Here is a 25,342-nt window from a genome sequence, read left to right on the forward strand (position 1 = left end):
CACGGGCGGGGCTAATGCAAGTGCTTACACGCACCTCGCGAAGGCTATATCGAGCTCTCGCCTCCCGCGCTGCCGGCACCCTCGGAGCGGCGATGATGCTTGCCCGCCATCGCGCCCCCCGCGGGACGGAAGCCTTGTGCCTTGGCTGCTGACGGGCAGAGATACTCGCCGTGCTTGGTCTTGCCGTACATCGGGTCGTCCGACTCGTGGTAAACCTTCGTTTTGAGGTTCACCCAGACGGCCGAGACCGCGCCGCAGTTGGGTGGTGTCTGGCTGCCGGTAGCCGCTTGGCCGGCTGAGTGCATGGCGTTGGAAGCCGCGTTCCCCGCGTCGCTCGCGGCGGTCGCGGCCGCGTTGGCGGCGTTCGACGCGGCGTTGCTCGCCTTATTGCCGCTACATCCCGTGAGGGCCACTAACCCGATTAGGAAAACCGCGAGAATCGTCGTGCGCATTTCCATCGACCTCCTCATTGAACTCGGTGCTTCGCGATTTTGTCGACCTCGTCCCGGGCTCGGCGCGCCAGCGGCGAGGCTTCACCGACGTAGACGCGGCGCCCGTCCACGAAGGTCGCCTGCACCCACGAATCTTCGCCGCGATAGACGAGCGCATTGAGCGGCGGCGACCACCGATCGATCCCCGATGCGTCGAGCACGACGTAATCGGCCGGCAGTCCTTCGCGCAGATCCCCGGCATCGAGACGCAGCGCACTCGCACCCTGCGCGGTGCCGAGCGCGAACGCATTGTGCGCGCCGAATGCCGCGCCGTCCAGCCGCCGCAGCTTTTGCAAGAGCGTCGCCGCGCGCATCTCGTCGATCACCGAGGGCTTGACGTCGGCGTCGCATCCCAATCCCATCACGACTCCGAGTGAGCGCAGACCGACGACGTCGCAGATGCCGTCGCCGAGGTACTGATTGGTCATCGGGTTGTGGATGACGCGAGCGCCGGCCCGCGCGATCATCTCCTTCTCCTGCTCGGAGAGGTAGATGGCGTGAATTGCCACCGTGCGCTGCGTCAGCGCCCCGAGGCGGTCGAGCAATGCAACCGGCGTGGCACCGAAACGCGCAAGCGTCTCTTCGCCTTCATACGGAGCCTCCGCAACGTGGATGTGCAGCATGCAGTCGCGATCGCTCGCAAACTCCGCGGCGCTGCGGATCATATCGTGCGAGGCGGCGTGCAGCGAGTGCGGCGCCACGCAGACGTTCGCCTCCGGATACCGTTCCATCAACTCGCGCGTTCGTTCGGCGGCGAGATCGATGCTCTCGCGAAACTGCGCTGGAGCATACTCGGCGTCCATCCACGTGCGGGCGAAGACCAAGCGGATTCCCGTCTCCCGCGCGGCGCGGATCGCGGCCTCGGCGTGCGCGTTTCCCTCTCCGTTGAGATAGAAGAACTCCGCGACCGTCGTGATGCCGGCGGCGAGCATTTCGGAGAAGGCCAGCGCAAACGTCCAATAGATGTCGTCGGCAGTCAGATGCGGGACGACGCGATAGAGCGCGTCGCTGCGCCACTTCGCAAAAGGCAGGTCATCGGCCCAGCCGCGTAAGAGAATCTGATACGCGTGGCTGTGGCCGTTGATGAATCCGGGGACGATCAGGCGATCGACCGGGAAGGAGCGAGCCTCCAGGTCGCCTGCCGTGTCGCGGACGTCGAGGAAGTTACCGGCAGCCGCGATCCGCCCCTCGCGCACCGCGAACGCATAGTCCTCACGCAGCTCGCCGCCGACGAGCGCGCGCGCACAGCGGACCAGCTCGCTGGTCACACGATCGCGCCGTTTTTGACGACGGTGCTTGCCAGATTGCCGCCGAACTGCCAGCCGAACTCCTCGGGCGAAGCGATCTGCATCGCGACGAAGTCGGCCGGCCCGCCGACGCGCAGCGAGCCGCCATCCGCCCGCAGCGAGTGCGCGGCCGCGCGCGTCACGCCGTAGAGCGCTTCGGCTGCCGAGAGCCCGAAATATTTCCGCCCGAAATAGGCGACGGTCTGCAGGTTGAAGCAGGGCGAGGTGCCGGGATTGTAGTCGCTGGCGAGTGCAACCGTCGCACCGGCTTCAAGCAGCGCGCGTACCGGCGCTCTCTGCGGGAGGTTGAGAAACTCGATCGTCGCCGGGCAGGCGACGGTGACGATGCCGCGCTGCGCGATCGCCTTCACGTCGTCGTCGCGGATGTAGTTGCAGTGGTCGACGGCATCGACTTCGAGCGTGGTCGCCATCGCGGCGGCGGCACCGTAGGACATTTCGTCGCAGTGTACGCGAAGGCGCATGCCGTGCAGCCGCGCGGCATCGAGATAGCGGCGCGCCTGCTCGGGCGAAAAGAAGCCCGGTTCGCAAAATGCATCCGCGTACACCGCACCGTGCATTGCCGCGAGCGGAATCACTTGATCGATCAGATAGTCGACGAATCCATCTTCGCGTTCGAAGTCGAACTCGGGCGGCAGCGCGTGCGCACCGAGAAAGGTTGCAACCAGACGCGGGACGCCGGGATCGTTGCGATGCGCGGCCATCAGATCGAGCAGCGCCAGTTCGCCCGGACGATGCAGCGCGTAGCCGGTCTTCGTCTCGAGCGTCGTCGTGCCGTGGCGCAGCATCGTTTGGAGGCGCGGACGAACCGTCGTATCGTAGAACCGCTCGGGGTCGAGCAGCGCTTCGCGCGTACGGTCGATCGTGTAGCGCATCCCCAGCGCCGGCGTTTCGCCGCGCTGGCGCGCCGCAAAATCGGGCTCCCGATCGCCCGCATATAGCGGGTGCGCGTGCGCGTCGACGAACCCGGGGAAAATTACGTGATCGTTTAGATCCAGAGCTCGCCCTTCGTCCTTCGACTCGGCGCTACGCGCCTTGCTCAGGATGACAGTCTTGGGGCCGATTGCGGCAATGGTGCCGTCGTCGATCAGCATTGCAGCGTCGTCGATGCGCCCGAGCGCGGCGAAGTCGATGCCGCATTGCGCAGCCTGCGTATCGCACGTGACGATCGTCTTCGCGCAGACGGTCAGAGACGCCAATCGATCCCTTCTCGATCGGCCGTTTCGATTGCGATCTCGTAGCCGGCGTCGGCGTGACGCACGACGCCCATGCCGGGGTCGGTCGTCAGCACGCAGCCGAGCCGCTCGCGCGCGTCGTCGCTCCCATCGGCAACGACGACCATGCCCGCGTGCAGGCTGTAGCCAATGCCGACGCCGCCGCCGTGATGGAAGCTGACCCAGTGCGCGCCCGCCGCGGTATTGAGCAGCGCATTGAGGATTGGCCAGTCGGCGATCGCATCGCTGCCGTCCCGCATCGCTTCGGTCTCGCGATAGGGCGACGCGACGCTGCCGGTATCGAGGTGATCGCGCCCGATGACAATCGGCGCTTTCACCGCGCCGCTCCCAACGAGCTCGTTGAAGGCGAGCCCCGCAATCGCGCGCCGCCCATACGGCAGCCAGCAGATTCGCGACGGTAATCCTTGGAAGGAGATGCGTTCGCGCGCCATGTGAATCCAGCGCGTCAGCGACTCGTCGTCGGAAAACAGCTCGAGCAGTTTTGCGTCGCAAGCCGCGATGTCGTCGGGGTCACCCGAGAGTGCGGCGAAGCGGAACGGCCCGGAGCCGCGGCAGAAGAGCGGGCGAATAAAGGCCGGCACGAATCCCGGGAAGGCAAACGCGCGCTCGAAACCGGCCCGCTGCGCCTGCGCGCGGATATTGTTGCCGTAGTCGAAGACGACCGATCCCGCGTCAAGGAACCGAACCATCGCGCGCACCTGCTCGCCGCAGCCCACGAGCGCGCGGCGCTGATACTCTTCCGGATCTCGCCGCCGCAGCTCGGCTGCTTGTGCGAGAGAAAGACCGGCCGGCACGTAACCGTCGAGCAGGTCGTGCGCGGAGGTTTGATCGGTTACCGCGTCTGGCCGCAGCCCCAAATCGTAGAGCAGCGCGAACTCCTCGGCTGCATTGCCTTCGTACCCGATCGAGACGGCCTCGCCGCGGCCGCACGCCGCTTCCACTTGGCGCAGCGCCTCCTCGCGCGAATCAACGACGCGGTCGAGATAGCGCAGCTCACGACGGCGCTCCAAACGCGCCCGGTCGACGTCGACGATCAGACAGATTCCGTCGTTCATCGTCACGGCCAGCGGTTGCGCGCCGCCCATTCCGCCGACACCGGCCGTCAACGTTACGCGGCGGGCAAGCGAGCCGCCGAAGTGGCGCCGCGCCAACTCGGCAAAGGTCTCGTACGTCCCTTGCAGGATGCCTTGCGTACCGATGTAGATCCACGAGCCGGCCGTCATCTGGCCGTACATCGTCAGCCCTTGCGCTTCCAGCTCGCGAAAGGTGTTCCAGTCGGCCCACTTGGGCACGAGGTTCGCGTTGGCGATCAGCACGCGCGGAGCGCGAGCGTGAGTTTTGAAGACCGCGACCGGCTTGCCGCTCTGAACGATCATCGTCTCGTCGGATCGCAGCCGCCGTAGAGTCCGGACGATCGCATCGAAGGCCTCCCACGAACGTGCGGCGCGCCCGTTTCCGCCGTAGACCACCAGGTCGTCGGGGCGTTCGGCAACCTCGGGGTCGAGGTTGTTCATCAGCATGCGCAGCGCGGCTTCTTGCGGCCATCCAAGACAACTGAGCTCGGCTCCGTGCGGCGCTCGAACGGTCCGCGGTCCGGCGATAACGCTCATAACGCGCCAGAATTCTTGGAGGTATGGACAAGACCTCTCGAACGCAGCAGAGAATGCACGACACGCATGTGCAGACAGCGTAATTTTGTCGTACTCATTTTGACGAGCATCCTCGGATTTGCGTTTTCCGCCGGCACCGGGCTCGCCGGAACGACGGGCTCGCTGACCGGAACGGTGGCCCACAGTGCCACCGGTGCGCCGGTCGCCGGCGCGAGAGTCGCGGTCGTCAGTCCATCGCAGACGACGACCGTAACGACGGATGCCGCGGGGCGATTCTCGATACTCTCGCTGGCGCCCGATACCTACACGATCACGGTCTCGAAGGACGGTTTCGAAACCTCGACGATTACGGGCATCTCCGTCTTCGCCGACCAGGTGCAGGCGTTACGCGTTCCGCTTGCGCCTTCGATGCGGACGATCGCCCACGTTACCTCGCGCTCCAGCATGGATGTAGTCAAATCGGGCACGACGACCGACGTTTATTCGGTCAACTCGACGATGACCGCGGCCGCGGCCGGCCTCGGCGGCGGCGGCAACTTGAACAACGCCTACTCGGCGATCGCTGCGGTACCGGGTGCGTTCGTGCCGCCCAACCAGCAGGGCTGGGATCAGACCGTCTACATTCGCGGCGGCAACTACGACCAGGTGGGCTACGAGTTCGACGGCGTCCCGGTCAATCGTTCGTTCGATAACTATCCCGGCGGGACGGCCGGCACGCTGGGACAACAGGAACTGCAGGTGTATACCGGCGGGGGAACCGCCGGCGAGAGCGCGACCGGCCTCGCCGGCTTCATCAACCAGGTCATCAAGACCGGAACCTTCCCAGGATATGCCAACGTCAACGCCGGTTTGGGCACGCCGACCTATTACCACAACCTGCAGGTCGAGGCCGGCGGCGCGACGCCGGACCGGATGTTCTCCTACTACGTCGGAATCGGCGGCTACAATCAAGATTACCGATATCTCGACCAGTTCAACGGTTCGAATCTCGGCGACGTCTGGGGCTATCCGGCGATCGCCTACAACACGATCAATCTGCCTTTCGGCGGCGTTTTCCCGGAGTGCTCGTACAAGCCGCCCAGCGGCTCGGGCTGGTACGGCGGCCCGAACGCATCGCCGGTCTACAACCCGTACGGCTATAAGGACTTCGGACTTGCGGGCACGATGAGTCTGCCGGTCGGCACGCATCGGAACCCGGGCTGCTATCAGACGCTCTCCCCGGCCTATGCGAGCTACTCGAACATCGGCGATCGCGAGAACGTCCTCAACCTGCACATCGGCGTTCCGCACCGCCGCGACGCCGGCCGCGACGACATCCAGATCCTATACAACGTCACCTCGTTGCTCAGCTCGTTCTACAGCTCGCAGAACGACCTCGGACCCCACGTCATCAATCAGCTCAGCCAGGCGATCTACGGTGAAAACGTGCCGGAGGTCTGGGGCGACTTCGTTACCTGGCCGTCCCACACGCAATTCGGCCAAAACCCGACCGGCATCGCGCCGGTCCCCTACTTCGACCCGGGCTCGCCCGGCAACCGCTGCGCGAACGTCGATCCGTACGGCTTCTACGCCGGCGTGACGCTCAAGGGCCAGTGCGCCGCGGGAACGTTCTCGGCGGTTCCGGCCGACGCGCGCGACACGTTCTGGAACAACGCGTCGATCTTCAAACTACAGTACCAGCACAACATCGGCTCAAACGCCTACTTCCGTATCTACGGCTACACGTTCTACTCCGATTGGCTGCAGACCAGCCCGCTCAGTTACGGCACGCCGTTCTACGGTTTCGGCGTCACCAGTTACGACTACGAGCTCGAGTCCCACACCCGCGGGCTCGCCTTTACCTTCGCCGATCAGCTCAGCACGCAGCACCTGCTCAACGTCGACGCCAACTATACGACGGCGACGACCAATCGCTATAACAACACGAACTTCAACAACTTCCTCAGTACGAGCGCGACCAATCTCACCAACGGTAAGCAGTGCTTTGCCTATGCTGCCGGCAGCTTCGAAGGTGAGTCGTATAAAGCGGGGCAGCCGGCGCCGTGCAACAGCCCCGTAACGAGCGGCTCGTTCCTCTATCCCGAGCCCGGCTCGCCGAAGGTTCCCGGCGCGAACTGGCAGGTCACGTTCACCGGCGACTCCGGATTCCTCAACAACGTCACTCCGAACTTTACCTCGGTCGCGCTCGAAGATCACTGGACGCCGACCGACAAGCTCAACGTCGATCTCGGGCTGCGTGGGGAAGAGTACGCGTACAATCTCGCCAACACGTCGAGCAACGGCCAGAACTTCTGGTTTCTCGCCGGTCAGAACGAGTTCTGTTACAATCCTCAGACGCTTCAGCCGTACTTCATCCCCTCGCCGCCCGCGAGCGGACGGCCGGCGACGCCTTTTATCGGTTTCAACTGCCCGCTGGATAACTCGATTCCCGCGCACCCGGTGCAGACCGTGCATCCCGACGGAAAAAGCGGCCATCTGCTGCTGAGCAACAGCTACAGCCCGACGCTGGCGGACTACGCCCTGACACCGCGCATCGGTGCCACCTATACGGTCAATCCCGACACGGTACTACGCTTCTCGGCCGGGCGCTACGCGCAGGAGCCCGAGACTTATCAGGTCCAGTACAACGCGAAGGACAACAACCTCGCCTACGATCTCTTCCAGGCCTTCTGGCAATACGGGTATACGACGCCCAAACACGACCCGGCGGTGCAGTACTCCGATAACTACGACGCGTCGTACGAGCGCCGTTTCAAAGGCACGGACATGTCGATCAAGCTGACGCCGTACTATCGTTACGCTACCAATCAGGTCTATAACATCAGCCTTCCTTTCGGTTTGACCGGCGGTCTCAACTCCGGCGTCGAGCGCGTCGACGGTGTCGAGTTCGAGTTTACGAAGGGCGACTTCGACAAGAACGGCCTCTCCTTCTTACTTTCGTACACCTACACGAACGCGGCGGAGCGCTGGGCCAACTATCCCGGCACCTCGCTCAACCCGATCGATCCGTACAACCAGAACATCGCGAACTTCAACGGGCTCACACGCGCCGGCGGCGGATCGCAGTGCTATGAAAACGACAAGGCCGGGAACGTGTATCCCGATCCGCGCTGCATCCGGCTCAACCCGAACTACAACGGGGTGATCTTAAATCCGTACTACAAGATGGCGCCGCAGCCGCTGCTCGACCGCAACGGCTGGTATCCCGTCGGCCTGGATTTCGCCTACCTTTCACCCAACGTCGTCAGCGCGATCGTCAACTACAAGCACAACAAGTTTGCGATTTCGCCGGCGCTGACGTTCAACGAAGGCCAACCCTACGGCAATCCCGCGGATGTCAACGGTTTGGATCCGCGTACCTGTGCGCGCAACTCGACCCACATCCCCACTGCGCCGAACAAGTTCCAGGCCGACTACACGACCTGCGGCCTGGCGGCGACCCAGAACGGAACGGAGCCCGGAATTTTGGCGATTCCGAATCCGCAGACCGGCGTCTTCGACAGCTTTGGCCAGTTCCGGCAGCCGGATCAGCTGAATTTCAGCCTGCAGATGTCCTATCAAGTCACCCCGCGGGTCAAGGTCAACGCGCTCTTGGCCAATCTGGTCAACGCCTGCTTCGGCGGCTCGTCGGAGCCGTGGACCAAGCAGTATCCGCCCAACAGTTACACCTGCGGTTACATCGCCAACTACTATTACACTGCGAACTTCTATAACGGCGCCTCGCCCAACGACAAGTTCGCCAACGGGGTGCCGCTCAATCCCGCCTTTGCGAACTCCTACATACCGGCCTATGCCGATACGAACGCGTTCACACTGCCAAACCCGTTCAACGCCTACTTCTCGGTGAACGTCACCCTATAGGCGGCGGCCGATCGCGGCTTCGGCCGCGCCGGCGAACGCGCGGGAGGCAATCAGCTCGCGCGCGGCGGCGATGTCGGGCGCAGGGCTGCGATCGGCGATAAACGGCGCGATGCGTTCGTGCGTGATCTCATGTGCCGCCGCGGTGCCCCGCCCCGGGTGCAGCGGTTTGCGGAAGTCCGCGGCCGCCATCGCACCGAGCAGCTCGCATGCAAGCGCACCCTCGACGTTCTCCAGAACGCGCATCAGATTGTTAGCCGAGGTCATGCCCATGCTGACGTGGTCCTCTTGACCGGCCGAGGTTGGGATCGAGTCGACGCTCGAGGGCCACGCGTAGCCTTTGTTCTCGTTGACTAGCGCCGCGGCGGTGTACTGCACGATCATCAGGCCCGACTGCAGCCCGAGACGGTGCGCGAGGAAGAGCGGCAAGCCGCGGTCCTCCGCATTGAGCAGCAGGTAGAGCCGCCGCTCGGCAATCGAGGCCAATTCGGAGATGGCGATCTTCAGAAGATCCAGCACGATTGCAACCGGCTCGCCGTGAAAGTTGCCGCCCGAGACGAAGTCGCCGTCTTCGGGAAAGACGAGCGGATTGTCGGTAACCGAGTTGCTTTCGATCTCGGTGACGCGCCGCACGTGAGCGATCGAGTCGCGCACCGCCCCATGCACGACCGGGACGCAGCGAAACGAGTAGGGATCCTGCACTCGCTCGCACTCGACGTGCGAGTGGACGATCTCCGAATCGGCCAGCAACTCGCGGAGATTGCCCGCAACGCGTTCCTGACCGGGATGGGGCCTCAGGTCGTTGAGGCGGCGATCGAAGACGCGATCGCTCGCCAGATAGGCTTCCAGCGACATCGCCGCGATCACGTCGGCTGCAGCCGCAAGCCGTTCCGCGCGCAACACGCCGAGCGCCGCCACCGCGGTCATGACCTGCGTACCGTTGACGAGGGCGAGCCCCTCCTTTGCCCCAAGTGCAATCGGTTCGAGGCCGGCGCGCTCGAGCGCTACGGCACTTGGCATGCGCTCGCCGCCGTAGTAGCATTCGCCCTCGCCGATCAGCGCGAGCGTCATGTGCGCGAGCGGCGCGAGATCACCGCTGGCGCCGACCGAACCTTGGCAGGGCACGACTGGCGTAACGCCGCGCGCGAGCATACCAAGGATCAGGTCGAGCGTCTCAAGCTTGACGCCGGAATGACCGGCCGAGAGCGAGTTCGCGCGAAGGACGCTCGCAGCGCGCACGATCGGAATCGGCAACGGCTCGCCGGTGCCCGCCGCGTGGCTGCGGACGAGGTTGAGCTGCAGCTCGGCGGCGTCTTCGGGCGCGACGGCGATGTTCGCAAGCCGGCCGAAGCCGGTCGTTACACCGTAGATGCGATCGCCCGCGGCGAACTTGCGGTCGACGAAATCGCGGGCGCGCCGCACGCGCTCGCGCGCCGCCGAGGTGATCCCGACGCGCGCCCCGAGCGCCGCCGCCTCAACCGCCTCGAGCGTCAGATGGCGCCCGTCGAGCTCTAGAGTTTCGACCAATCCGAGGGTGCCGGTTTAGCGAAGGGCGGCCCGTTCTGGATGACGATCGTTTCGCGATCGCGCAGCGCGATCTCGCGCGGATCCTTACCGTGCCAGAGCGTGCCGTTGAGCCAAATACTCAAGCGTTTGCCATGCGGAGCCTGCACGTCGGAGGCCTTCGTCCAACTCAGGTCTTCGCCCCAAATATCGAAGAACTGGCCGAGCGTGAAGGTACGCACGACCGGCGATTCGATGTGAATGTAGCCGTCGCCGCTGTGGGTGTGAACCCAATACAGACAGGTGCCTTGGCGCGGGATGCCGATCATCGCCGGAATCGTGAGCGACTTGCCGCGATTGAATATCTGCAGGCGGGTATGAATGTGCTCGACCGTACCTTCTTGCGCATCGCAGTGGATCCCGTCGATCGGAAGCCCGCCGAAAAGGCTCTGCGCGACCGTCGCCGGGCCGCTCGCATGAATCAATAGAGCAAGGAGCAACGGTATGGGCTGCATGGCAATTTCCATTCTATGTGCATAACGGAAAAAACCTGTGGACAGCTTGTGAATTGCAGGCTGCGACACTTGTCGACCCAAGCTTGCGCGTGCTACGCTTTTCGAGCTTCGAATCCAATCCGAAGTGCGACGAACGCATCGCTCGCGACCAATGCATTTAGGTGTGAAACGCCGTGATGAACGTCGATTCCACTGCAGCGGTCAAACCGCTTGTCCGGCGTCGGTGGGGCTCTCCGACCAGGTAGCCAAACAGGCGAGGCAAGTGCGTGAATGCGTCGGAGCCCGTTGAGGCCTCGCTTCAACGGGTTCTGTTTTTTTCTCGCTTCGTCACCCGTTGGGCCGGGTTATGCCCGGACGACTCGGACGCTCGTCGTGGCGCATCCGGCGCCACTCCTGCTCGCGCGCTCGTCCGCTCCGGCATCCGTGCCTGCGCGAACTCGTCTCGACGCCTCGCTGTCCGGGCATAACCCGGCCCAACTCACCATCAAGATAAAAGGGCCCGTCGGTGTGGGGCTAGCAGGTTCCGAAGCACATTCGGCGCGTGCTCTCGCTTCTTGGCGACCTGGTCATCGCGGCTTGCGTGGAGGTTTGTTGTTGGAGCCCGTTGAGGCCTCGCTTCAACGGGTTCTGTTTTTTTCTCGCTTCGTTACCCGTTGGGCCGGGTTATGCCCGGACGACTCGGACGCTCGTCGCGGCGCATCCGGCGCCACTCCTGCTCGCGCGCTCGTCCGCTCCGGCATCCGTGCGTGCCTGCGCGAACTCGTCTCGACGCCTCCCTGTCCGGGCATAACCCGGCCCAACTCACCATCAGGATAAAAAGATCCGTCGGTTTGGGATCCCGGCGGCCTCGAAGTTTCGGCTAGCAGGTTCCGAAGCACATCTGCGCGTGCTCTCGCTTCTTGGCGAACTGGTCATCGCGGCTTGCGTGGAGGTTGAGGTGCGTGGTGTTTTTGGTTTATGGGGCGATGCTGACTGATTCGCCGAAGGGTTGGGTTGGGGGCGATTGCAGCCTGCTAAGCGGGCCGCCGCCGGCCGGATAGTGCCAGAGGTTGAAAAGGCTAAGGCACTGCAAGTTGCCGCCGACGATGGCGGTGCCCTGGGTTTGATTGAGCGGCGTGTTCTTGGCGCCGACGACGAAGGGCTGCGGAACGCGCACGCCGCCGTCGCAGGAGGCATCCTTCAGAACGGTCGAGCCCGCTTTCTGAAGATTGCCCGACTGCTCTTCGGTTACTTGGTAGACCGCGGTGATCGTCTGGCCGCCGTAATACTGATCGGTAAGGATGAGGTGCGTGCCATCCCACATGACACCGCCTCCCAGGCCGATTGTAAAGTTCAGCAGTTTGACGGGACCGCGAAGCGTCGTTCCGTCGTGCTCGAGCTCGCAGACGGTCACGATCGACGCGTTGCTCCCCTCCACGTAGAGGTTGCCTTTCTTGCCGTAGCCGGGCGACCACATATCCTCATCGCAAGCCGAGCTTTTGAAGACGTTCGCGCTGCCCGCGGCCTTTTTGTAGATCTGCAGCTCGGCAGGGAGGTCGAGGTTGGCGACGGCGAGGTTTCCGGTCGTCGGATCGACCGAGCATCCCGCGGAGTGGCCGGCTCCATGTAGGGTTTTCAGCCGGGTGACACCGCCATGGGCGAACTCTACGACCGCCGTGGAATCGAGATTGGTGATCCAGACGTTGCCGCCCTTATCCACACACTGGCCGTAAGGCTTGGCGAAACCCGTCAGCCGTCCGACCAGCGCGCGGGTTCTGTAGTTGTAAATGAAGACGTCGTCGGTTCCCCAGTCGGAGACGTAGAGCAGTTCCTTTACCTTCGCCGCGTCGGGCAACATCCACGAATGGCCGCGATCGGGATGGCTCGGCGCCGGCTGCGTCAAGAGCATCGCGGTCAGCCGTGCCGACGAGAGAGCCGTCAAGCCGCTCTCCTGGCCGCCCGGCAGCGCCTGTGCGCAGGCTGTAAGAAGGGCGGCGCCGATCGCGCCAATTGCAAATACCCAGCGGCTCATTGGGCGTACTTCTTCGCTACTTCTTGGGCCAACGCTGCAATGCGCGCGCGCACGGCCTCGGGCGCGACCACCTCTGCCTGCGCTCCCCAGCCGAGAACCCAGCGGACCAGCTCGTCGACGTCGGCAACGCGATACGTGATCTCAGCCGTTCCGTCGCGCCGCTGTGCGATCCTGCGATCGGCAACGATGTGCGCCGCCGCCGCAGCCTTGGCGACGCGCGGCGCGAACCGGACGCGGACGTCGGTCGTCTCGTCGCTGTGAAGCACTCCGCTGATCGACGCCGCCGCGTAGGCCTCCACGTTGAAGCCGTTCGGGCGCACGAACGTCTTTGCGAGCACTCGCGGCTCGCTGACGCTGTCCACCGCGAAGGTGCGCTTGTCGTTGCGAGTGTGATCGTGCGCCACACAATAGACTCGCCCGGCGTTGATGATGAAGCCGTACGGGTCGACCGTGCGCGAGCTGCTGCGTCCCTCCTTATCGCGATATTTGAAGCGAACGCTCCGTGACGAGCGCTCTGCCGACGAGAGCAATGCGAAGGCACGCTCGCCGCGTTTGTCGAGCGAGACTTCGGAGAGACGAAAGGCGACGGGCGTAGCCGCGTCGACGCGGTCCCGCGCGCCGCGTCCCGCGCTTCCGACGAGCTTTTCCGCGACGTCGTCGATCGAGGCACCGATCGTGCCGCCGATGCTTGCGCCCAACGACCGCAGCGCGACCAAGCCGAACAGCTCGCCGTTGCTGAGATCGAGCCGCTTGAGACTGTAGCCTTGGGCGAACCGGTAGACGTTTGCCGCGCGATCGAAGTAGAGCGGGAAGCCGGCGTTGGTAAGGATCGCAAGATAGCGCCGCAGGCTGCGCGTGCTGGGCGCGCGGCCGCTCTCGGCAATCTTCTCTTTGAGCGCTTCGAACGAGTGACGGCCCTGATCGATCGCATTGAGCAAGCGCACCAGCAGAATGACCTTCGATTCGCCCTCAGCGCTCATGGGCTCTGGGAAGCCTGCGGCTTCGGGAAGCAGCCGTCCGGGGCGTTGATCGGCGGAGCGCTCGGCTGCGGAGCGCTTGCCGTAACGCCGAGGCGCACGGGATAGAACGAACCTCCGTCGGTCATCGTCTGCACGACGTGCGTCGATTGACCCGGGGGCAGATCGAAGGCGGTGACCTGGTATTTCGAGGGAACGCGCACGCAGCCGATGTCGACCACGCTGCCGTCGACCAGGAAGCTTCCGCGCGCCGGCCCCGCAAGGGGCTGAAGGTACAGGTACGCGGCCGCCGGTGCTGCGGTGGGATTATCGAGCGTCACTGCGATCGTGTGTACGACCCCGTAGTCGCCGTAGTCGTGTCCGGCAGCCGACGGCGTAACGTTGGGCGGCGTTGGATCGGTATCGCCCAACACGACGCTTGCGTCCTCGCTGCCGACTGCATACCGAAGATTATCCGAGCCGAAGCCCGCGATCGAAAACACTCCGGTTCGATGATGCCCGTCGCCGGGCAAGACGGGACCGGCTAGCAGCGTGCGCGGGTCCACGCCCGGCGAGACGCCGATCACCGTCAATTCGACCGGGCCGCCCGACAGAACGCGGATATCCGCGGTGCCCGCGACGAGTTGACGCGAGGTCATCGCTAGGTCGGTCATCAGATACGGCTGATCGGCGGAGAGATCGAGCACGACCCCTTCGTGCTGATTCTTCGTCAGCAAGAACTTCTTCGTAATGGCTTGTCCAACGGTCATCACATCGATGTTGGGGCCGGCCGAAGCCTGTATCAGCTGAACCGACGCAGGACTCTGGCCGGTCGCCTGCAGCGCGACGACGAGCCGCCGCGGGTCGATCGTAGCGTCGTGGTAGTAGTAGATGCGCGCCGGCTGCGCGGCCGAGACGGCTCCGCGAAAGAGCACGCCGTCTTGTGTGATGTGCTCCGGATCGTCATCGTAAAAAAGCAACCCGGGCGTGAAGGGCTGCATCGGCGTGTTCTGCACGTCGACCGTTGTCGTGCCCGTCTGGTCGAAGTACTGCCCGTTTCCCGAGATTTGGATCGGGACGGTGACCTGCGCGGTCCCGCCGGGCCCCAGCGGCGCCGACGGCGGCGTGACGGTGCCGATCGTAATGCTGGCGCCCGGCAACGCCTGCGTGAGGCGGGTCACCCACTGGGTGATTTGCTGGGCGAGCCAATCGGGCAGCGCGGGATCGCCCGTGATCGTCAGCGTGGTCTGCCCGACGATCGTGCCGGCGTTGAAGGCAACGCGGATCCCAACGTCGGCGCTCGCTCCGTTCGCGTCGGTAACGTGCAGGATGTCCGTGCCAGTTGCTTGCGACGCCGTGATCGTCACGCTCGTACCGGCGGAATCCGCCGTCGCGGTGACAAGTCGCCGATCCTGGGTCAGCTGCAGCGGCGGGGCAGCGCCGCTGACCGTGACGATGCTCTGCTGCGCCGGATTGAGGTCGACGCTGGTCGTCGAAAGCGTCAGCGGCGCTCCGGGCGAGGCCGAGGGCGACGCGCCCGGGGACGTAAGCGGTGAGACTGATGGTGAGGCAGACGGCGCGGGGCTGACTTGCGCGAGAACGACGGCAAGAATCGTTGCTAACATTTAGTGCCACCCTTCGACGAAGTCTATCCTGAGCTTGTCGAAGGGTGGCACTGGGAGTTTCCCTGCGCGCAGTCCGCTGGAGGACGACGCGTTAGGTTATTGCGGGTTCTGAGGGCGACGGCGGAGCGGGCGGCTCGACCGTCGGAATCTTCGCGTACTTGAGCTTTTCGGGATCGTCGGGATCGACGTCGGCGAGAATGTGATCGCCCGCGCCAAAGTTGCCCTTGAGCATCTCTTCGGCAAGTTCGTCTTCGACCATACGTTGAATCGCGCGGCGCAGCGGCCGGGCACCGAACTGCGGATCCCAGCCCTTCTTGGCGAGCACCGCCTTCGCGCCCTCGGTGACCTTGAGTTCCATTTCCTGCGCGCGAACTTCCCGCACGACCTTCGCGAGCTCGAGCGTGACGATCTTTTCGATCTGTTCGCGCGTGAGCTGATGGAAGACGAGCACTTCGTCGACACGATTGAGGAACTCCGGACGGAAGGTCTGCTTGACCTCCTCCATCACACGGTTCTTCATCCGCTCGTAGGCTTTCGCTTCATCCGACATCGACGTACGTTCCGGCCGGAAGCCGATATCGGTCGTGGTCGTCATCCCGGTGGCGCCGACGTTGCTCGTCATGATGATCACCGAGTTTTTGAAGTCGACCTGACGCCCTTGCGAATCCGTCAGCCGCCCGTCTTCAAGCACTTGGAGCAAAAGGTTGGAGACGTCGGGATGCGCTTTTTCGATCTCATCGAGCAGCACGACCGAGTACGGACGGCGGCGGACCGCCTCCGTGAGCTGGCCGCCCTCTTCGTAACCGACGTATCCCGGAGGCGCGCCGACGAGGCGGCTGACCGAATACTTCTCCATGTACTCCGACATATCGATGCGAATCATCGATTCTTCGTCGTCGAAGAGAAATGCGGCAACGCTGCGCGCGACTTCCGTTTTGCCGACACCCGTTGGGCCGAGGAAGATGAACGAACCGATCGGGCGGCTCGGGTTCTTCAGCCCGGCGCGCGAGCGGCGAATCGCCCGAGTGATGACGTTAACCGCTTCTTCTTGACCGACGACGCGCTCGTGGAGCAGCTCGCCCATCTTGAGCAGCTTTTCGGTTTCGGCTTGTGCGAGCCGGCTGACCGGAATCTTCGTCCACGAGGCAACGATCTCGGCGATGTTATCAGGCGTTACCTTGAGAACGCGTTCGCCGGTCGATTTGCGGTCTCGCCACTCTTGCTCGAGCTGCGATTTCTCGAGCCGCAGCTTCTCCTCACGGTCGCGAATTGTGGCCGCTTTGTCGAACTCTTGATTCTTGACGACGGCCTCTTTCTCGGCGATCAGCTTACGCAGCGCTGCGTCGGCCTCGCGAATCGCGGGCGGCGGCAGCGTCGCCTGCAGGCGCACGCGCGAGCTCGCTTCGTCGATGAGGTCGACCGCTTTATCGGGAAGGAAGCGGTCGGTAATATAACGGTCGCTCAGCCGGGCCGCACTCGCCAGCGCCTCGTCGGTGATTTGTACTTTATGATGCGCTTCGTAGCGATCGCGCAGGCCCTTGAGGATCTCGATCGTCTCATCGACGGTCGGCTCGCCGACCATCACCGGCTGGAAGCGGCGTTCCAGCGCCGAGTCCTTTTCGATGTGCTTGCGAAACTCGTTGAGCGTCGTTGCGCCGATGCATTGGAGTTCGCCGCGTGCAAGCGCCGGCTTGATGATGTTGCTTGCATCGATCGCGCCTTCGGCCGCTCCGGCGCCGACCAGCGTGTGCAGCTCGTCGATGAAGAGAATGATCTCGCCGGCGGCACCGCGGATCTCGTCCATGACGCGCTTCATGCGTTCTTCGAACTCGCCGCGGTACTTCGTGCCGGCGACCAAACCAGCCAGATCGAGGGTGATGACGCGACGATCGCGCAGCGGCTCGGGGATGTCGCCCTTGATGACGCGCTGTGCGAGGCCCTCGGCGATCGCCGTCTTACCGACGCCGGGTTCGCCGATGAGCGCCGGGTTGTTCTTTGTACGGCGCGATAAAATCTGAATGACCCGTTCGATCTCGTTGTTGCGGCCGATCACCGGATCGAGCTTGTTGTCGCGCGCCAGCTGCGTCAGATCGCGCCCGTACGCGTCCAGCGTCGGTGTCTTGCTCTTGCCCTTGGGCGCTTGCGGTTGGCCCTCCGCCCCGAGCAGAGAGGTGGTCTGTACGCGAACCTTCGCCGGATCCACTCCGAGATTGGTTAGGACGCGGGCGGCTACGCCCTCGCCCTCGCGGATCAATCCAAGAAGCAGGTGCTCGGTGCCGATGTAGTTGTGATTGAGCTGGCGAGCCTCTTCAAAGGCGAGCTCGATCACACGCTTGGCCCGAGGCGTGAAGACCATTTCCTGTTGAACCGTCTGGCCGCCGCGCCCGACGATCGCTTCGACCTCTTGCCGTACTTTCGCCAGATTGACTCCGAGCGACTCAAGAACCTTAGCGGCAAGGCTCTCGCCTTCGGAAATGATGCCGAGCAGGATGTGCTCGGTCCCGATATAGTTGTTTCCTAGGCGCTGAGCTTCTTCCTGAGCGAGTACGATGCTGCGCCGCGCTCGCTCGGTGAAAGGCTCCCACATTGACATCGCTCTGGTAATCCTCCTGTCCTATAAACTCAATCCGCTTACGCGAAGTTTCGCGGCATCCGTGACCGGGCCGCCCGCAGAGGCCCTTGACACCACATTCTAACCGAAGGTTTGCCCTACGGCCCGAGGAACCTCGCAGGCATGCCAACCGTCGAACAAGTTCGTGAGGCGCTCGTCGAGGTGAAAGACCCCGAGCTCAACCTCGGTATCCTCGAGCTCGGGCTGGTCTACGATATCACGGCCGAGGGCGAGAACGGCGAAGAGGTGAGCGTCATGATGACCTTGACCTCTCCGATGTGTCCGGTCGGCCCGATGTTCGTCCAGTCAGTAAAGGACCACGTGATGGCCCTCGACGGCGTCAAGAACGCCAATGTCGAAATCACGTTCACGCCGCCCTGGGATCCTAAGACTATGGCCTCCGACGACGTGAAGGCCATGCTCGGCATCTGGTAATTTAGCCCGCCTCTACGCTCTGGGTGCTAGCGCGCCGTCACATAGAAAGCTTGTACGCGCGGGCGAGATCTTTCATCGCGGTCGTGAGAATCGCGTGATACTGCGCGTCGACGCCGAGCCCGTACTTCGCGTCGATATCCTTCATCACTTGAAGATGAATCGGATGCGAAACGAGGCGATCGAGCAGAACCTCAACGTTGAAGCCTTCACCACTCTGTCCGGCGCTCCACAGTGCGGCTGCAAGCGCGGCCGCGTCCGAAGGATCGGGGCTGGGCGAATCCGGCAGCGCAACCTTCTTCTCGGCTACGATCTTCAGCGAGTCGCTGACGACAAAGTCGAACGTCTTGAGAAACTGGCCGACTTGATCCTTACCGTATTGCTTCGTGAGCTTGGCGACTTCGGCATCGAAGAGTTTGCCGGTCAGCACTTTGATCAACGTCGCAGTCTGGAAGCTCTTTGGGCCGCCGCCGGCCACGATCATCGAGAGGGTGAGCTGCAGATCGGGCGCGCCCGTATAGACACAGCACGATCCGGAGAAACGCGTGGGTTCGTTGCTCATGTTCGGCATGAGGGCCGCCGCGGCGACGGCCGGAGTGCCTATCGCGGCCGCCAGAGCAAGCGCGCCGAGACGAGTCGAATTCCGCATGGGGTTCCTTTCTCGAGCCAGGGAGCTCGACGACGAAAAACGATTTTCGCCTGAGGAAACGGAGCGGACGCGGCTTTGGATTTACCCGGGTGCGCTAAAGCGTGGCGAGGGCGATTGGTTTGCTGGTTGGCTGCTTGGAGCCGCCGGCGGGCTCGACGCTGACCGCGACTGCCGCCACCTCTAGAGCCGACTCGGGGAGGCGCACGACGGTTACGTCGCGCTCGTTGGGCGTAAAGGTGACCGAGGGCGCCATCGTCTTGGATCCCTTGGGCAGCGTCCACGCTTGGTAGACTTTGCCCGCCGGCGGCTCGGCGAGGCGCGGCAGCGTGACGTATAGGTGGCTGCCCCGAACGAAAACCTGGCCATCGCCGAAGGGATAGCGTTTCGCATCGGGCGCGGCCAGCGCGGCCGATTGCGCGGCCATCAGGGCGGTTTGTCTGACGATATGGCGGTCCATCGTTGTGTACAAGAGCAATGCGCCGACGGTCAGAACGAACGCAGCGGCGATTGCCGCAAACGTTTCCCAGCGATACGCCTTCGCGTTCGAGCGTTGCGAACCGCGCACTTCCCGCATGATCCGCGCTTTGAGCATCGGCCCGGGGCAAGCCTCGTCGTTGTAATCCCCGGCCGAGGAACCGACTGCCGTGACCGCCGGGCGCAGCAGCTCGTATTCGGCACGGCAGGACTCGCACGTCTTTAGGTGCGCGGCGACCTCGGAAGCTTCGTCGGCGGGCAGTGCGCCGAGCGCGTAGACGGCGACGTTGTCGAGCATCTCGTCGTGCGAGATCATAAGGCTACGACCCCGTCGAGCGCGCTGCGCAACCGGCGCAGCCCCGCGCGAATACGCGTCTTGACCGTCCCCAGCGGCAAGCCCGTCCTTTTTGCTATCTCGTGATGCGTCACTCCGCCAAAAAATCCCAGCTCAATCAACTCCGCTGCTCGGACGGAAGTTGCGCCAGGGCGTTACGAACCGATTCGGCGTTCAATGCCCCCAGCGCCGTCTCTTCGAGCGAGTCGCGCTCGGCCAGCGCTTCGGGGACCTCGTCTTGCGGCGGCACGCGCGCGAAGCGCGTCGAAGGCGCGGTTGCGCGCCACGCGAACGATCCACGCCCCGAAGTTGCCCGAGACGAACGACGCCGGGTTGCTCCACAGCTTTAAAAAGACGCTCTGGGCAACGTCTTCGGCGCCGGGAGCGTCGGCGAGCACGCGCAGTGCTACGCCGTAGACCAATCGATGGTACTCGTCATACAAGGTTTCGAAAGCGCCGGCATCGCCGCGCCTTACGCGCTCCATGAGCCTAACCGCGTCACCCACCTAAAACGAGCGTCACCGTCGCCTGGATTGCAAGGCGCCTACGACGGATGCCGCGGGTAGATTCGGGTCGGGATTCCGGCGAAGGCCGGGTCACCGCACTGCCAGAGCAAGAACGCGTACTCGTCGGTGAGCAGCTGCTCGCTCTGCTCGCGCGAAGCGGCGAGGAAGCCGTGGCCCGCGTCGTAGTCGACGCGCAGCAGAATCGGGCGGCCGCTGCTGGTGGAGGCCGAGAGCCGCGCGGTGAACTTGGCGAGCTCCCACGACGAAACCCGTGGATCGTTGTAGCCCGTAATCAGCATGACGGCGGGATACGCCGTCCCCGGAACGACGTGCTCGTAGGCGTCCATCGCGTAGAGCGCGCGGAAACCCGTTTCGTTCTTCACCGTGCCGAACTCCGGAATATTCGGCGGCCCGTTGGGCGTAAACTCGGAGCGCAGCGCGTTGCTCTCGCCGACGACGTCGAGCGCGGCCGCGAAGAGCTGCGGCTCGGAGGTTATCGCGCGGCCGATCGTAATGCCGCCGGCGCTGGTTCCTTCGCCCGCCAAGTGAGCGGAGCGCGTGTACTTATGCGCGATCAGCCAACGGCCGCACGCGATAAAGTCTTGCCAGGTGTGCGGCTTCGTCGCGATCATGCCGGCGCGATGCCACGCCTCACCGTACCATCCGCCGCCGCGCACGTGGCAGACGGCGAAGACGCCGCCGCGCTCCATCCAGGCAACGCGCGTCGCGCTAAAGGCCGGCGCCAGCGTAATTCCGTACGAGCCGTATCCCTCCAGGTAGGCCGGATGGGTGCCGTTGAGCGGAAGTCCCCGGCGATAGACGATCGAGAGCGGCACCATCGTGCCGTCGGCGCTGCGTGCCTGCACTTCCGACGACGTGTACGGGGACATGTCGACGTTCGCAAGCGGCTTGAGATGCGTATCGGCGACCGCGCCGTTTGCGTCGGCTTGAAAATAGAGCAGCGAATGCGTCCAGCCGGTCAGCCCGAAGACGACGCCGGGCTCACGCGAGTCCGTCGCGATCGCATTGATCGCTCCCTGGTACGGCAGATCGATGTCGCGCGAGCCGCCGGGCGTGCCGTCGCCGGCGAGCGAAACCCTCGTAATCGCTCCAAATCCGCCCGTGCGCGAAAGGACGTAGAGGCCGTCCGACGCCACTTGCAAATCCTCGAGCACGTTTTTCCCGGCGGGCACGACCGTCGGCGCGCCGGCTACGTTCGGCGATTCGAGCGAGGTGCTGACGATCTTGAACGTCGGCGCGTCTTTATGCGTCAAGAGAAAGATCGTCGAGCCTTTGAAATCCTGGCCGACGACGTCGTCGTCGGTCTTCGCGATCTGCGACCAGGTCACGTTCGCCGAGTCGACGGGTCCGCGCGCAGCATAGACCTCGTGCTCGTTCTGGACGCCGTGTACGACGAGGCCTAGGACGTACGGCGACGCCGGCGAGTAGACTACGAAGGGGAAATCGGTCGAGGCGAACGGCACCTTCGGATTGACGCCATAGCCGAAGACCGGAACGTCGCGGTCGGGATCCCGGCCCAGCACGTGAAGGTAGGCGACGGCACGCGTTTCCTTATCCGTCTCCGGCTCACCCGGCTTCAGCTCCGGGAATCGCACGTAGTAGAACGATTTTCCGTCGGCCAGCCAGCTGGTGGCTCCGATGTAATAACAGCGGCTGATCGCATCGGGCAATACCTGCGCGGTCGCGGTCTCGACGACGTGAATCACCGAGGCTTCGGAGCCGCCTTCGGAGATGCCGTAGGCAACGAGCTTTCCGTCGGGCGACGGTAAGAAATAGTTAATCGTGTAGTGTTTGCCGGCGCTGGCAAGGCTCTGCGGATCGATCAAGACGCGTTCGCCGCTGCCGTCGACGTCGCGAACGTAGAGCTTGGGCGAGTTGTCTCCCGGGTTGAGCTTCTCGTAGAAGTAGTACGCACCGTCGCGCGTCACGCCGCTGACGGAGACGCCCGAGTTATCGAGCTCCTTGATCCGATTGAAGAGCTTCGCGCGCGCCGGGCCGAGGCGACCGAGCACCTCGCGCGTATAGGCGTTCTGCTCTTTGAAAAACTGTTGTACGACCGGGTCCTTCATGTCCTCGAAGTAGCGGTACGCATCGGTCACCGAGGTTCCGTAAATCGTCTCCGCGACCGGTTTCTCGGCCGGCAGCGGCGGCGGAGTGGGGAAACCGGAGGGGACGGCTCCGACGACGGCAAGGGCGAAAACGCAGCAAAAAGCTCGTAGCATGAGCCCAGTATTCTCGGATGGCCGCCGAGCGCCTCGCGCCCTTCGACACGATGACAAAGGGACAACCCGAGCGTGCCGTGCAAGGTGACGGTGTGAAAAGCCGCGCGCAACGCTACGGCGAGCTCGAACGCAAGCGCGCCGAGTCGGCCGTTCCCGCCGGCCCCGACGCGCTCGAACGCCAGCACGCGCGGGGAAAACGATCGGCACGAGAACGCGTCGAGTCGCTCGTCGACGACGGTTCGTTCGTCGAGTTCGACCGCTTCGTCGTTCATCGCGCCAACGCGTTCGGCCTCGACGAAAAGGAGTTCCTGGGCGACGGCGTCATCACCGGACGCGCGACGATCGACGGGCGCCAAGTCTTCCTCTTCTCGCAGGATTTCTCGGTGCTCGGCGGATCGCTGGGAGAAGCCTTCGCCGAGAAGATCTGCAAGATGATGGACCTGGCGATCCGCACCGGCTCGCCGCTGATCGGAATCAACGACTCCGGCGGCGCCCGCATTCAAGAGGGCGTCGTCTCACTGGGGGGCTACGCCGAGATCTTCTGGCGCAATGTCCAGGCGAGCGGCGTGATTCCGCAGATCAGCCTGATCGCCGGACCCTGCGCGGGCGGTGCGGTCTACTCGCCCGCGATCACCGACTTCATCATCATGACCGAGAAGATCTCACAGATGTTCATCACCGGCCCCGAGATCATCAAAACGGTCACCGGCGAAGAGGTTACCTTCGAAGAGCTCGGCGGAGCGCACACGCACGCGACGCGCAGCGGCGTGGCTCAGCTCGTCGCCGGCGATGAGGAACATCTCTTCGAACTGACGCGCGAGCTTTTTTCGTTTCTCCCACAGAACAATCGCGAGGCGCCGCCGGAGTTTGCCTGTGACGACGACCCTCAGCGCGAGGTGCCCCAGCTCGACGACCTCGTGCCGGACTCCCCGAACAAACCGTACGACATGCGCGCGGTCATCGAAGGTGTCGTCGACTACGGCGACTTCTTCGAGATTGCGGCTCTCTACGCGCCCAACGTCATCTGTGGTTTCGGGCGGGTCAACGGCCGGAGCGTCGGCATCGTCGGCAATCAACCCAACGTCCTGGCCGGCGTTCTCGATACGCACTCGTCGGTGAAGGCGGCCCGGTTCGTACGCTTTTGCGACGCCTTCAACATCCCGTTGGTCACCTTCGTCGACGTGCCGGGCTTTCTGCCGGGTACCGATCAGGAGTACGGTGGTATAATTTTGCACGGCGCAAAGCTGCTCTACGCCTTCGCCGAAGCGACGGTGCCGAAAATCACGGTCATTACGCGCAAGGCGTACGGCGGTGCCTACGACGTCATGGCCAGCAAACACATCCGCGCCGATCTCAATCTTGCCTGGCCGACGGCGGAGATCGCCGTTATGGGCGCGGAGAGTGCGGTGAAGACGATCTTCCGCCGCGAAATCGCGGCAGCACAAAATCCGGCCGCAAAGATGGCCGAGCTGATCGCCGAGTACCAAGAGCGTTTCTCGCACCCGTACATTGCCGCCGGGCGCGGCTATGTCGACGATGTCATCGAGGCGCGAAAGACGCGCAGCGCAATCGCCGGCGCCCTTGAGATGCTGCGCGACAAACGCGTGCCCCGGCCGCAGCGAAAGCACGGCAACATCCCGCTATAAAAAAAGCGAGCCCGCCGGTGCGGGCTCGCTTCGCTTCTTTTGAGCTTCTGTTCTAGAGAGCTCCGATGCCGTTGGGCGTTCCCCAGCCGGGGCCGGCCGAGTAGTTGCCAAACTGCTTGGTGCCTGCGTTGCACAGGTAGGTGCCCATCAGACTCTGCGGACAGCCGCCGAGTTCGCCCGTCTTGATGTAGTGCAGGTCTTTTTTCAACTGCGCCTTCGTGAGCTTCCAGAGATTCTCTCCGGCGGTGAGCTTCGAGGCGTTACCGGCGAGACCGTACATGCCGGCGACCAACGGTGAAGAGACGCTGGTACCGCTAATCACGCCAAACCCGCCGCTCTGATAGCTGTCGTAGATCTCGACATTCAAGGAGACGGCTGAGATATCGTTCATCGTCCGCCCCTTACACTTCGGATCCTTTTGCCACGACGGCTTGGCGACGATCGAGCATCCGCCGCCGCTGCCGGCCCAAACGATTTCAGTGAAGCCTTTGCTGGCTTGCTCCAGAACCGTACCGCCGACAGAGACGACGTTGCCGTAGTCGGCCGGGTCCTGCGCGCCGTATCCACTATCACCGGCGCTGGCGAGATAGAGAACGCCCTTTTGATCGAACGCGCCGCCGGACGCGCTCCCTTGGCCGCCGCCCCAACTGTTGCTGATGACTGTGGCGCCAAGCTTCGCAGCCGTCTTCTCGGCGGTGTAGAGGTCGTTGCCATTGTTTGTCGTGGCCTCGACCAGATAGATCGTGCACTTCGGGCACGAGGTAGATACCATCTGAACGTCAAGATCGATCTCACCGCCCCAGTCGGGGTTGCCCGCGGGGTAGTCCTTCTGTTGCCCTTGCTGATTGAACTTCTTGAAGTTTGCCTTGCCCAGCTTGAATGCCGAACGGAACATCGCAAGGTCGGAAGCCACGTTTGGGTTGTCGAAAGCGTCGACGATCGCAACGATCGTCTTCTTGCTGCCCTGAGTGACGGGAAGGTTATAGGCCTTTTGAAGGGTCGGCGGAGTCCAACCGTTGTACTGGTCAGGACGGTCGCTCGGCCAGTTTTCGATCAACAGATCGCAGTTCATGTAACCTGGACGGGTGTCGTTGCAGGCTCGCCTCGCGTGATGTTGGTCTTCCCATTGCGGCACGTAGCGCGTCTGGGCCGTCGCCGAGAGGCCGCCAGTACCCGGCAGGCTCGAGTTGCCGCCGGCGCTGCAGGCGGCAACGGCAAGCGCCGCCGCTGCAGAAACAAATAGTTTGAACGGGGTTTTCACAAGTGCTCCTTCTGTTTCGCGGTTTTTTCCGCGGGGGACTGCGGAACTCTCGGACTTAGACCGCGAGAGACCCGGCGC

At 63.8% G+C, this 25,342-nt stretch carries 18 protein-coding genes; 3 read left to right on the forward strand and 15 right to left on the reverse strand.

Translation table 11 applies throughout. The annotated features are described in order from the left end of the window. Positions 1 to 44 precede the first annotated feature (44 nt). From VGG51_11785 to hutU, 4 genes are read right to left on the reverse strand one after another with little or no spacing between them, the layout of a single operon-like run. The gene (locus VGG51_11785; GenBank protein HEY1883709.1) at positions 45 to 470 is read right to left on the reverse strand and encodes a hypothetical protein; all 426 of its coding nucleotides are present in this window, start codon (positions 468 to 470) and stop codon (positions 45 to 47) included. Beyond that, positions 467 to 1,759, reverse strand: a complete 1,293-nt coding sequence (locus VGG51_11790) for an amidohydrolase family protein (protein HEY1883710.1) — start codon at positions 1,757 to 1,759, stop codon at positions 467 to 469. The genes VGG51_11785 and VGG51_11790 overlap by 4 nt, the downstream gene beginning before the upstream one ends. Beyond that, the gene (locus VGG51_11795) at positions 1,756 to 2,994 is read right to left on the reverse strand and encodes an amidohydrolase family protein (GenBank protein HEY1883711.1); all 1,239 of its coding nucleotides are present in this window, start codon (positions 2,992 to 2,994) and stop codon (positions 1,756 to 1,758) included. The genes VGG51_11790 and VGG51_11795 overlap by 4 nt, the downstream gene beginning before the upstream one ends. Further along, entirely contained in the window at positions 2,982 to 4,640 is a 1,659-nt protein-coding gene (hutU, locus tag VGG51_11800) for a urocanate hydratase (protein ID HEY1883712.1), read from the reverse strand. Before hutU ends, VGG51_11795 begins: the two co-directional genes overlap by 13 nt. Before the next feature lie 99 nt (positions 4,641 to 4,739). On the opposite strand from hutU, the gene VGG51_11805 reads away from it, so the two are divergent. Beyond that, the gene (locus tag VGG51_11805) at positions 4,740 to 8,501 is read left to right on the forward strand and encodes a TonB-dependent receptor (GenBank protein HEY1883713.1); all 3,762 of its coding nucleotides are present in this window, start codon (positions 4,740 to 4,742) and stop codon (positions 8,499 to 8,501) included. Here the strand turns inward: VGG51_11805 and hutH are convergent. The 6 genes from hutH to VGG51_11835 form a co-directional block, all read right to left on the reverse strand. Beyond that, entirely contained in the window at positions 8,496 to 10,025 is a 1,530-nt protein-coding gene (hutH, locus tag VGG51_11810; GenBank protein ID HEY1883714.1) for a histidine ammonia-lyase, read from the reverse strand. The two genes, VGG51_11805 and hutH, sit on opposite strands and share 6 nt — an antisense overlap. Next, complete coding sequence (locus VGG51_11815) at positions 10,010 to 10,516, reverse strand: hypothetical protein (protein ID HEY1883715.1); 507 nt, start codon at positions 10,514 to 10,516, stop codon at positions 10,010 to 10,012. The genes hutH and VGG51_11815 overlap by 16 nt, the downstream gene beginning before the upstream one ends. Positions 10,517 to 11,471: 955 nt before the next feature. Next, positions 11,472 to 12,527, reverse strand: a complete 1,056-nt coding sequence (locus VGG51_11820; GenBank protein ID HEY1883716.1) for a hypothetical protein — start codon at positions 12,525 to 12,527, stop codon at positions 11,472 to 11,474. After that, the gene (locus VGG51_11825; GenBank protein ID HEY1883717.1) at positions 12,524 to 13,507 is read right to left on the reverse strand and encodes a WYL domain-containing protein; all 984 of its coding nucleotides are present in this window, start codon (positions 13,505 to 13,507) and stop codon (positions 12,524 to 12,526) included. Before VGG51_11825 ends, VGG51_11820 begins: the two co-directional genes overlap by 4 nt. Further along, the gene (locus VGG51_11830) at positions 13,504 to 15,108 is read right to left on the reverse strand and encodes a hypothetical protein (protein HEY1883718.1); all 1,605 of its coding nucleotides are present in this window, start codon (positions 15,106 to 15,108) and stop codon (positions 13,504 to 13,506) included. The genes VGG51_11825 and VGG51_11830 overlap by 4 nt, the downstream gene beginning before the upstream one ends. Before the next feature lie 91 nt (positions 15,109 to 15,199). Continuing rightward, positions 15,200 to 17,695, reverse strand: a complete 2,496-nt coding sequence (locus tag VGG51_11835; GenBank protein HEY1883719.1) for an ATP-dependent Clp protease ATP-binding subunit — start codon at positions 17,693 to 17,695, stop codon at positions 15,200 to 15,202. A gap of 147 nt (positions 17,696 to 17,842) precedes the next feature. Between VGG51_11835 and VGG51_11840 the strand changes: the two genes are divergently transcribed. Next, a complete protein-coding gene (locus VGG51_11840) occupies positions 17,843 to 18,154 on the forward strand; it encodes a metal-sulfur cluster assembly factor (GenBank protein ID HEY1883720.1) in 312 nt (103 codons plus the stop codon). A gap of 37 nt (positions 18,155 to 18,191) precedes the next feature. Here the strand turns inward: VGG51_11840 and VGG51_11845 are convergent, their stop codons facing one another. The 4 genes from VGG51_11845 to VGG51_11860 all read right to left on the reverse strand — a co-directional run bounded on the left by VGG51_11845 (position 18,192) and on the right by VGG51_11860 (position 22,357). Then, on the reverse strand, positions 18,192 to 18,800 hold the full coding sequence (locus VGG51_11845; GenBank protein ID HEY1883721.1) for a hypothetical protein: 609 nt from the start codon (positions 18,798 to 18,800) through the stop codon (positions 18,192 to 18,194). Positions 18,801 to 18,894: 94 nt separating this feature from the next. Further along, a complete protein-coding gene (locus VGG51_11850; protein HEY1883722.1) occupies positions 18,895 to 19,590 on the reverse strand; it encodes an anti-sigma factor in 696 nt (231 codons plus the stop codon). Positions 19,591 to 19,726: 136 nt separating this feature from the next. Continuing rightward, the gene (locus tag VGG51_11855; GenBank protein ID HEY1883723.1) at positions 19,727 to 19,858 is read right to left on the reverse strand and encodes a hypothetical protein; all 132 of its coding nucleotides are present in this window, start codon (positions 19,856 to 19,858) and stop codon (positions 19,727 to 19,729) included. Between the two features lie 294 nt (positions 19,859 to 20,152). Continuing rightward, positions 20,153 to 22,357 carry a prolyl oligopeptidase family serine peptidase gene (locus VGG51_11860; GenBank protein ID HEY1883724.1) on the reverse strand — a complete coding sequence of 735 codons (2,205 nt, stop codon included), beginning with the start codon at positions 22,355 to 22,357 and terminating at the stop codon, positions 20,153 to 20,155. A gap of 17 nt (positions 22,358 to 22,374) precedes the next feature. On the opposite strand from VGG51_11860, the gene VGG51_11865 reads away from it, so the two are divergent. Continuing rightward, on the forward strand, positions 22,375 to 24,003 hold the full coding sequence (locus tag VGG51_11865) for an acyl-CoA carboxylase subunit beta (GenBank protein ID HEY1883725.1): 1,629 nt from the start codon (positions 22,375 to 22,377) through the stop codon (positions 24,001 to 24,003). 52 nt (positions 24,004 to 24,055) lie between these two features. Here VGG51_11865 and VGG51_11870 read toward each other — a convergent pair whose 3' ends face one another. Beyond that, complete coding sequence (locus tag VGG51_11870; protein ID HEY1883726.1) at positions 24,056 to 25,264, reverse strand: S8 family serine peptidase; 1,209 nt, start codon at positions 25,262 to 25,264, stop codon at positions 24,056 to 24,058. Positions 25,265 to 25,342 lie beyond the last annotated feature (78 nt).

The sequence above is a fragment of the Candidatus Cybelea sp. genome (assembly GCA_036489315.1).
GTDB lineage: Bacteria > Vulcanimicrobiota > Vulcanimicrobiia > Vulcanimicrobiales > Vulcanimicrobiaceae > Cybelea.

What these genes read in the sequence shown, in the direction of transcription:
- VGG51_11785 (HEY1883709.1), bottom strand. Translation starts at nt 470, where the DNA reads ATGAGGAGGTCGATGGAAATGCGCACGACGATTCTCGCGGTTTTCCTA.
- hutU (HEY1883712.1), bottom strand. Translation starts at nt 4,640, where the DNA reads ATGAGCGTTATCGCCGGACCGCGGACCGTTCGAGCGCCGCACGGAGCC.
- VGG51_11815 (HEY1883715.1), bottom strand. Translation starts at nt 10,516, where the DNA reads ATGCAGCCCATACCGTTGCTCCTTGCTCTATTGATTCATGCGAGCGGC.
- VGG51_11820 (HEY1883716.1), bottom strand. Translation starts at nt 12,527, where the DNA reads ATGAGCCGCTGGGTATTTGCAATTGGCGCGATCGGCGCCGCCCTTCTT.
- VGG51_11825 (HEY1883717.1), bottom strand. Translation starts at nt 13,507, where the DNA reads ATGAGCGCTGAGGGCGAATCGAAGGTCATTCTGCTGGTGCGCTTGCTC.
- VGG51_11830 (HEY1883718.1), bottom strand. Translation starts at nt 15,108, where the DNA reads ATGTTAGCAACGATTCTTGCCGTCGTTCTCGCGCAAGTCAGCCCCGCG.
- VGG51_11835 (HEY1883719.1), bottom strand. Translation starts at nt 17,695, where the DNA reads ATGTGGGAGCCTTTCACCGAGCGAGCGCGGCGCAGCATCGTACTCGCT.
- VGG51_11840 (HEY1883720.1), top strand. Translation starts at nt 17,843, where the DNA reads ATGCCAACCGTCGAACAAGTTCGTGAGGCGCTCGTCGAGGTGAAAGAC.
- VGG51_11845 (HEY1883721.1), bottom strand. Translation starts at nt 18,800, where the DNA reads ATGCGGAATTCGACTCGTCTCGGCGCGCTTGCTCTGGCGGCCGCGATA.
- VGG51_11850 (HEY1883722.1), bottom strand. Translation starts at nt 19,590, where the DNA reads ATGATCTCGCACGACGAGATGCTCGACAACGTCGCCGTCTACGCGCTC.
- VGG51_11860 (HEY1883724.1), bottom strand. Translation starts at nt 22,357, where the DNA reads ATGCTACGAGCTTTTTGCTGCGTTTTCGCCCTTGCCGTCGTCGGAGCC.
- VGG51_11865 (HEY1883725.1), top strand. Translation starts at nt 22,375, where the DNA reads ATGGCCGCCGAGCGCCTCGCGCCCTTCGACACGATGACAAAGGGACAA.